Origin of the sequence: Bacteriovorax sp. DB6_IX (assembly GCF_000447775.1) — a bacterium.
In the GTDB taxonomy this organism is placed as follows: Bacteria; Bdellovibrionota; Bacteriovoracia; order Bacteriovoracales; family Bacteriovoracaceae; genus Halobacteriovorax_A.
Genome location: NZ_AUNJ01000401.1, coordinates 1 through 1,286, shown reverse-complemented (window position 1 = coordinate 1,286; position 1,286 = coordinate 1). Strand labels below are relative to the sequence as shown.

Genomic DNA, 1,286 nt, shown 5'->3' with positions numbered 1-1,286 from the left:
TGTTGAAGGTTGTCCAAAAATTGAAGAGCTTATGGATACAATCCTTGAGTTTATTGGAGACAGAATTTTAGTGGCCCACAATGCTTCATTTGATGTGCCTTTTTTAAACTCAGTTTTAAGAAGAATGGGAAGAAAGCAATTAGAGAATAAGAGCATTTGTACAAATCTTATGACGAAATATCTTATTCCTACCATGATGAACTCCAATCTTAATTATATGAGTAAGATTTTTAAGATCAAGCATACTAAGGCTCACAGGGCCCTTGACGATGCTGATGCAACGGCGAAACTCTTCTTAAACTACTTGAAAATTTTCGAAGATAAAGGTGTAAAAAAAATCAATCACCTCTACTACCCTAAAAATAGATATGAGCTTGATCTCACAAACTTTAAAAAAGATTGTCCAAAAGAAGAAATCTTCAAAAAGATAAAGTCGGTAAACTCACCTTTCCTACTTTCATTAAAAGGAAAGAATGGAATTATTTTAACGGCCTTTCCATGTAAAGGAGTTGAGAGTGAAAATGAGCATATCAAAGACCTTATAGAGAATACTGAGTGGGAAACTCTCACGATTAAACTTGTTGGCCCTTTTACTGAAGTACTTATTAAATTTAACCATCTCTTCGCAAAGCTTCCTCAAGAAGAAAAAGATAAGGCGATGGAGAAATTATGGCAAATTCATATTGATGAGGACAAGAGAACTCAGCTAAAGAAAGAAATCAAGGATAAGCTTAATAATGATTTTGTTATCATGAACCATCTTGTTCCTGAGCAGTTTACGATTTATCCTCTCTGCGCTTTAGGTCATAGAAATGAGCTCATCTTTCGTTATCCAGGACATAAGAAGAAGCTTCTCCAATATATCAATTCTAAGGGAAATAAAATCAGCGCAGGCAAGATGAGAAAGGTCGCTTACCACCCTAGTCTCAAAGAATTCCTTGAATGCTATATGGTTCTACAACTTCAAGAAGATAAAGAGCTTTTAATAGTCAATAAATCCGTGGCAAAGAAGAATGACGAAAGTTTCTATAAGACTTTAGAAGAGTTCCTATCTAAAAATCCAAATACCTACAATTATCCCCAAAACTATATTTAGTAACATAATGGAAATACCCTCTGCGGTATTTCCTGTTCTAAATGCTCCAACGACTTCGAGAGAAAAAGTGCTAAACGTAGTTAAAGCTCCAAGAAATCCTGTTTTTACAAGCCTTGATGTTTCATGATTTAAATCGTATTTGAAAGAGAGGACCAACATAATGGCGGCGCCAATAACGTTGACGATTAGA

Annotated in this window: 2 protein-coding genes; one reads left to right on the top strand and one right to left on the bottom strand. The window is 34.9% G+C overall.

Going from position 1 to position 1,286, the window contains the following annotated elements:
* The coding region (locus tag M901_RS12715; protein WP_021278609.1) for a PolC-type DNA polymerase III at positions 1 to 1,096 on the top strand (1,096 nt) is incomplete at its 5' end.
* Here M901_RS12715 and M901_RS17120 read toward each other — a convergent pair.
* Positions 1,049 to 1,286: CrcB family protein (locus M901_RS17120; protein WP_021278608.1), on the bottom strand; the 238-nt coding region annotated here is incomplete at its 5' end. The genes M901_RS12715 and M901_RS17120 overlap by 48 nt on opposite strands.